Source organism: Mammaliicoccus sp. K-M42, assembly GCF_022386375.1.
In the GTDB taxonomy this organism is placed as follows: domain Bacteria; phylum Bacillota; class Bacilli; order Staphylococcales; family Staphylococcaceae; genus Mammaliicoccus; species Mammaliicoccus fleurettii.
This window is the reverse complement of record NZ_JAJNIS010000018.1, coordinates 39,962-47,462: the sequence shown is the minus strand read 5'-3', so window position 1 is coordinate 47,462 and position 7,501 is coordinate 39,962. Positions and strand designations below refer to the sequence as shown.

Here is a 7,501-nt window from a genome sequence, read left to right as displayed (position 1 = left end):
ATTGGTGTATTGATGAAACAAAGAAACTTAGTTTCTACTTATACAAAGATGAAATTTAAAGTAACATCAAGCAAGGTAAACCAATCTACTACCAAGAATCATTTAAATCGTAACTTTAAAAAACATAAACAGTATAAATACATTGTTTCAGATTTAACTTATGTCCGTGTGGACAATAGATGGCATTATGTATGCTTATTTAGTGATTTATATAATCGAGAGATTATAGGCTATAGTGTAGGACAACGCAAAAACGCTGACTTAGTATTCAAAGCATTAGCAAGTATAGAAACAAATCTATTTAATATAAGCTATATCCATACAGATAGAGGACGAGAATTTGATAATCAATTAATCGATAAAGTAATTGATGTATTCAATATTAACCGTTCTTTAAGCCGTAAGGGAAATCCATATGATAACGCAGTAGCAGAGACAATATTTAAAGCAGTAAAGACAGAATTCATAAATACTACAAGATTCTATACGATAGAACAATTAGAAATTGAATTAAAAATGTATATAAACTGGTATAACAATGAAAGATTACATGCAGGATTAAATTATCAAACACCAACCTCTTATAAACTTATGAATTCTGTCTAAGTTTTTGTTGACATACCAGTGCAAATATAGCTGCTCTATAACTAAGAGGCTGAGGGAACCGTATGCGTGAGAGACTACAGCCTCGAACCATACCCTAGGCAAGCATGCACGTACAAAATCGTAAGATGAAAAAATAAGCATATCACTGTAACCTTTAAAAAATCAGGTAAGTGATATGCTTATTTATTTTGCGTTGAGATTTATGTCCCAAGCACTAACATTATATTAATGCCCTAAAATTGCTTTGATCATAGAAGTTGTTTCTCCGCCATGATAGAAAACATATAGTAATAAATAAACTGCTACGCCTGTAATAGCTGTAAAGAACCATATAATTGAAGTTACAGGTCCAAACTTACGATGTCGCTCTAGTTTATTCTTCAAGCCTAAATAAATCGTATATATCCCCATAATAGCACCAACTGTAGCAAGTGTAATATGGAAAATTAAAAATATAGTATAATAAATCTTGATGCTATCAGGTCCACCAAAAGATGTGTTACCTATAAATATTGTTCTACTAGCGTAAATTGTAAAGAATATTACAGCAGCAACTGCAGCTGATAACATAAATTTTTTGTGTGTTTCGATCTTTCTTTGTGATATAAAGTACCAACCAATAGCTACTAAGACTGCGCTTAATACTATAAATGTTGTACTAATTGTCGGTAATATAGGTAAATTCATTTTTATACATCCTATCTAAATTGATTATATAAAGCTTTTCTTTCTTGTAATTTTCTCAAACTATCTTCAGTAATTTGTTTTTCATTTTTTCTCTCATAACGGAACCATCTTATAAATATAATGTATAGATATACTCCAAAGACGATTTCTTGCATTACTTTCATTATGACGCCACCAGTTTGTTGATCTTCTAATGGTGAAAAATTCGTAAAGTATTCTGGACCAGATAAGCCTGTACCTTGGACAACAGCATTCAATGTGTCTGCAGGTACACATAAAGTCATAGCGCCTAACCACGCCTCTCCAGACGTGTATGTGTCGTACATAGCATTTCCACTAAAGATAATTAGACCACATGACGGTGTTAAGAGTACACCAATGAAGAAAATATAAAGTATCTTTTTAATATTAGACATTTGATTTTCTTCAGATATATGTCTATTGAATATAGGATGCCACATAAACCATGCACTAATGAATAATATAATTGTGTACAAATCATGTAATACAACATCTTGTTTTAACGTATCTAACACTAGTGGTATGTGGTATACAGAGAATAATCCGTTGAAAAGAAATATAGCTAAAATTGGTTTTGTGAACAATTTTACTATTTTATTAATAACAGGTAATTCTTCTACATATTTAACAATGTATTCTGGAATTGCAAAAAACAGCATTGGCACAATAATTAAAAACAACAAAGCCATTTGTAACATATGAAAACTAAAAATAATATGTGAAAGTAGATCGATTGGTCCACCTTCTAATAAATATATTGATAGCATTAATATAACAAATAAAACTGCTTCACCTTTTCTTAAAGGTCTGCCTCCAGGAATATCTTTATACCATTTTCCACAGATTAAAAAATATAAAATAATTACGCATAATACCCCTACAAAAAAGAACGGAGTCCAATTTGCCCAAAATCCAAATATTGATATTGAGGTTAAGTTACCCATCTAAACACTTCCCCATAAAGTCATTACTCTTATTATAAAATTTAATTCAAAGTTAAACAACCCAACAAAATAAATAGTTATGACAATGATATGACCAAATATAGAAAAAGACTCAAAAACTTATATAACAAAGTTTTTGAGTCTTAAAATCATTATTTTGTTTTAACGAATAATGGATCGCCTAACCATACAATATAAAGGAAAGTTACAACAAATGATAATCCAAAGAATATGCCTGTTATCATAAACAGTTTAGATACACCATGTTTTTCAGCTTTCATATGCATGAAATAGTAAAATTGTAATACTACTTGTAAAACAGCTAAACCTAAAATTACTGGTATAACAAATTCTTTAGGAAACTCTGCAGCAACAAGTGCGAAAGCAACAAATGTAACAAAAATCATAATTGCAAAGTTAGTAACTTGCATGCGCATTTCTTTTGTACTTTTACGTTTCTTATATGCTTTAAGTGCCTGTGCGTCATGATTTATTTGTTGGCTCATATTATCCTAACGCTCCCATCAAGTATACTACTGTAAAGATAAACACCCATACAACATCAATAAAGTGCCAATACAGAGCAGCAGTATTAAATTTATGTGCATTATAAATACTTAAACCTCTAGCTTTGTTACGGAATATAAGTAATGTTAACCATACTAGTCCAATAACAACGTGGAAACCGTGCGTTCCTACTAAGAAGTAGAATGCACTACCAAAAGCACTTGAACGGAATGTATGGCCTTGATGAACATACTCTACGAACTCATAAATTTCAAGTCCTAAGAAACCTAAACCTAGCAAGACTGTAACACCTATCCAAATGAATACGCCTTTAGCATTAAAGTTACGTAAATGGTATAAAGCATAAACACTTGTTAAAGATGATGTTAATAATAACATCGTCATTACGAACGCTAATGGTAAGTGGAATAAATCTTTAGCTAATAAATGATCTTCACTTGGTACAGCATCTTTTAATGCTAAGTATGTTGCAAATAATGAAGCGAATAATGCAACTTCTCCACCAAGGAATACCCAGAAACCTACGAGTTTATTTTTACCTTCCATAGATGCTGTTTCAGGATGGTCAGGCCAATTGTCAGCTGTAAATTTAACTTCTTCATGTGACATTAACGCTCACCCCTTTCATACTCTAATAATTCTTCTTTAGAAATATGATGACCATGATCATCTTTAAGTGATCTTACAATCATACTTCCTGCAGTAATTGCTAATCCAAGAATAAGTACATATACTGCCCAAGGTTTTTCATTTAAGTCTTTAACAGCATCTAGAGCCCATTCTTTACCATCTGCAAAATACATTGCACCGAATGATGCTACAAATAGTCCAAATGCTTGCATAAATGGAACAAATGAATTGTTAGGCATGTGTATTTCATCTAGTGATTCTGCTGGAAGAATTTTTCCATCACCATGAGTTTTCTCAACCCATAATGCATCTAGACCACGAACTAAAGGTGTTTGTGCAAAGTTATAATGTGGCGTAGGTATTGGTAATGACCATTCTAAAGTACGGCCATCTCCCCATGCATCTTTACCAACTTTTTCACCTTTAATTAATGTAATTACAACGTTAGTTACTTCTATAATTACAGCTACAGCCATAAATAAAGCACCAATTGAAGATACTAAGTTTGGTATATCATATCCTTGTCCTGGTAGATATGTAAATACTCGACGAGGCATACCCCATAGTCCTAAGAAATGTTGGATTAAGAATGTTAAATGGAAACCAATGAAGAATAACCAGAATGTGATTTTACCTAGTTTTTCACTTAACATTTTTCCAGCAATTAATGGGAACCAATAATGTAAACCTGCTAATAGCGCAAATACTACACCACCAACGATTACATAATGGAAGTGAGCAACGATAAAGTACGAGTCATGTAATTGATAGTCAGCAGGAGCTGATGCTTGCATGACACCTGTTACGCCACCCATAACGAATGATGGTATGAAGAATAATGCATATAACATTGGTGTCGTAAATTCAACACTACCGCCCCATACAGTGAGCAACCAGTTAAATATTTTAACACCTGTCGGTACAGCGATTGCCATAGTTGCAACAGCGAAAATAGCGTTAGCTACTGGACCTAGTCCTACTGTGAACATATGGTGAGCCCATACCATAAATCCTAAGAAACCAATTAATACTGTAGCGAATACCATCGCTGAGTAACCAAATAATCTTTTTCTAGCGAATACAGGTATAATTTCAGAGAAAATACCAAACGCTGGTAAAACTAGAATATAAACTTCTGGGTGTCCAAAGATCCAGAATAAATGTTCCCAAATGATTGTGTTACCACCTTGAGAAGCAACAAAGAATGATGTACCAAACATTCTATCGAATATTAACAAGAATATACCGATAGTTAATGGTGGAAACGCAAATACGATTAAAGTTGAAGCAACAAATGTTGTCCAAGTCATTAATGGCATACGCATATACGTCATACCCGGTGCTCTCATATTAACAATTGTAGCTACAAAGTTAATACCAGCAATTAAAGTACCAGCACCAGAAATTTGCAGCCCTAGAGCATAGAAGTTAATACCATGTCCGGCAGATTCAAGTGCCAAACTTGCATAAGATGTCCAACCTGCATCAGGTGCTCCACCTAAAACCCATGATAAGTTTAAGAATACTCCACCGAAGAAGAATAACCAAAAACCTAATGCATTTAAGAATGGAAATGCAACATCTCGTGCACCAATTTGTAATGGAACAACAGCATTCATATAGCCAAATAGCAAAGGCATTGCAGCTAAGAATATCATCGTTGTACCATGCATAGTTATAATTTCATTAAACAGGCCAGCTGACACAAAGTCATTTTCTGGAACTATTAACTGAATACGGATTAACATTGCTTCTATTCCACCAACAGCAAAGAATAATCCCCCAGCAATTAAATATAAAATAGCAATTTTTTTGTGGTCAACAGTTGTTAAAAAGTCCCAAACAGTTGATCCAAACCCCTTTTTACTTTGAGTAGACACTAGAGTAACCTCCCTTTCAATTCTTACTTATCGACTTTTCTTTCCATTAAGTAGGCAGATAAAGCATCAATGTCTTCATCAGAAACTTTGTATTGATCAGTCATTTTATTTCCTGGTTTAATACTTTCTGGGTCTTTTATCCATTTTTTAAGGTTTTCTTCATCATGTTCTAAATAACCTGCAATTAAATCACGATCACCAAAGTTAGTAAGGTTAGGTCCTTTAGCACCTTCTCCTGTTGGTGTAACAGCGTGACATCCTGCACATGATTTATTAAATACCTTTTCACCTTCTTTAGCTTGGCTAGAAGTAGCAGCTACAGGTTTATCAACAGATTTCATATCTTTAACCCATTTGTCAAAATCATCTTGTGGTAAGGCTTTTACTTTAAAGTCCATTAATGCATGTGAAGGTCCACAAAGCTCAGCACATTTACCGTAGAATAAATTTTTAACATCTTTTGCTTTTTTATCATTGAATTCTAAGTAGAATTTATTAATTCCTTCTACGTTAGTATCCATTTTACCACCAGCTGCAGGTACCCAGAATGAGTGTTTAACATCAGCAGAATGTAATCTGAAGTAAACTTTTTTATCTGTAGGTACTACAAGTTCTTGGCTTGTAACAATTTTTTCGTTTGGATAACTAAACTCCCACCAATAAAGGTTAGCAGTAACATCTATTACAAGCTCTTTACTTTCACCTTTTTCATCCACTTTGTCGATAGCTTTAGTATCTCCTAATGAGAACGTAAGTATTACTGTTGGGATAGCTAAAATAATAAGTAAAAGAATTGGAACGATTGTCCAAACTAATTCTAATTTATGATTACCTTCAACATCTTTAGGTACAAAATCTTCACCTAATTTTTTTCGACGGAATTTAATCATTGCAATTAAGAAAATAATAACAACTACAACAATAACTAGCAACATAATGCCTATAGAAAGCATTAATAAAAAGAATTGTTTATCAGCTACTTCACCAGCTGGTCGAAGTACTGATAAATGTTTTTCGCCACAACCTGCTAACACAAATAGCAGTGTCGCAAGCAAAGCAAACATTTTCGTGTTTTTTAAACGTGTCTTCATTCGTTTAACCCCTCTTTCATGCATTCATTCATATTAATTATATTAATTGTACAACAGTAACTAAAACCGTCATTACAAAGAAAATAACAAGATAGTTTAAAGAAAATACAAACATACTCGTAGCCCATTTTGATTTGTTTATTTCTTTTTTAAATCCATTTAAAGCTAATATCATCCAAGCTATATTAAGTAATGTAGCAATAACTATAAATACAGTACCTAATTGAGTCATCAAGAACGGTAAAGGTAATAAAAGTACTACCCAAAGTAACATACTCAAACGCGTTCTATTAAAGCTTTTTACAGATGGTAACATTGGTATATTAGCTAAAGCATATTCATCTTTACGACGATAAGCAAGAGCATAAAAGTGAGCAGGTTGCCATGCGAATAACACTAAAAATAGTGTCCATGCAAGCGGACTTAATGATGGATCAATACTCGCCCAACCAATTAATGGTGGTATTGCACCTGGAAAACTACCAACTACCGTATTCCATACGGTATGTCTCTTAGACCAAATTGAGTACAACACGACATAACCAAATATTCCAAGCAATCCAATTATCCCTGTTGGAATATTAATCATGAATAGTAAAATTTCACCCAAAATCATTAGTCCAAAACTCAATTGAATTAAGTGGCGATCACTGATTCTTCCATTAACAGTTGGTCTTTTTTGTTTTGATGGCATTATAGAATCAATATCTTGATCGTAGTAATTGTTAATAGCACAAGCTCCACCCATAATAAGTGTTGACCCTACTATCATTAATAGTACAATCGGCAAACTTTGGAAGAAGTTAAATCCACCAAATACTATTGCAAGCCATGCACCTGCAAATGTTGGGATCAGATTCCCTTGAACAAGACCCATTTTAATGATGGCTTTAATTTCATATAACGTGAGACGTCCTGTGCCTATGTCTTTTTCAGAAGTCACACTATATTGATTTTGTTGCAATTTTGTCCCTCCTTCCATTATCTTTCACATATAACTCAATGATATATGAAAATTGTCACATAATCTATACATTTTTGAAACAAAATTTTGACATTTTATTACTCCTTCTGAGTACGCATAAAAAGTCATTATTGTGTAACATTTACAATG

General features: G+C 33.0%; 8 protein-coding genes. 1 reads left to right on the top strand and 7 read right to left on the bottom strand.

Translation table 11 applies throughout. The features are described 5' to 3' along the window. Positions 1 to 606, top strand: a 606-nt coding sequence (locus LQ668_RS09610) for an IS3 family transposase (RefSeq protein WP_239776012.1), incomplete at its 5' end; no start/stop codon positions are given. 225 nt (positions 607 to 831) lie between these two features. On the opposite strand, the gene LQ668_RS09605 is transcribed toward LQ668_RS09610, so the two are convergent. The 7 genes from LQ668_RS09605 to cyoE all read right to left on the bottom strand — a co-directional run bounded on the left by LQ668_RS09605 (position 832) and on the right by cyoE (position 7,330). After that, positions 832 to 1,293 carry a DUF420 domain-containing protein gene (locus LQ668_RS09605; RefSeq protein WP_174221869.1) on the bottom strand — a complete coding sequence of 154 codons (462 nt, stop codon included), beginning with the start codon at positions 1,291 to 1,293 and terminating at the stop codon, positions 832 to 834. A gap of 11 nt (positions 1,294 to 1,304) precedes the next feature. Further along, positions 1,305 to 2,258: a cytochrome c oxidase assembly factor CtaG gene (gene ctaG / locus LQ668_RS09600; RefSeq protein ID WP_078356820.1), complete on the bottom strand. Its 954-nt coding sequence runs from the start codon at positions 2,256 to 2,258 to the stop codon at positions 1,305 to 1,307. Between the two features lie 152 nt (positions 2,259 to 2,410). Beyond that, entirely contained in the window at positions 2,411 to 2,764 is a 354-nt protein-coding gene (locus tag LQ668_RS09595) for a cytochrome C oxidase subunit IV family protein (protein WP_078356819.1), read from the bottom strand. A gap of 1 nt (position 2,765) precedes the next feature. Continuing rightward, positions 2,766 to 3,395: a cytochrome c oxidase subunit 3 gene (locus LQ668_RS09590; protein WP_078356818.1), complete on the bottom strand. Its 630-nt coding sequence runs from the start codon at positions 3,393 to 3,395 to the stop codon at positions 2,766 to 2,768. After that, entirely contained in the window at positions 3,395 to 5,296 is a 1,902-nt protein-coding gene (gene ctaD / locus LQ668_RS09585) for a cytochrome c oxidase subunit I (protein ID WP_078356817.1), read from the bottom strand. Before ctaD ends, LQ668_RS09590 begins: the two co-directional genes overlap by 1 nt. Positions 5,297 to 5,319: 23 nt before the next feature. Continuing rightward, a complete protein-coding gene (gene coxB / locus LQ668_RS09580) occupies positions 5,320 to 6,387 on the bottom strand; it encodes a cytochrome c oxidase subunit II (RefSeq protein WP_078356816.1) in 1,068 nt (355 codons plus the stop codon). A gap of 37 nt (positions 6,388 to 6,424) precedes the next feature. After that, the gene (cyoE, locus tag LQ668_RS09575) at positions 6,425 to 7,330 is read right to left on the bottom strand and encodes a heme o synthase (RefSeq protein ID WP_170167678.1); all 906 of its coding nucleotides are present in this window, start codon (positions 7,328 to 7,330) and stop codon (positions 6,425 to 6,427) included. Between the last annotated feature and the right edge of the window lie 171 nt (positions 7,331 to 7,501).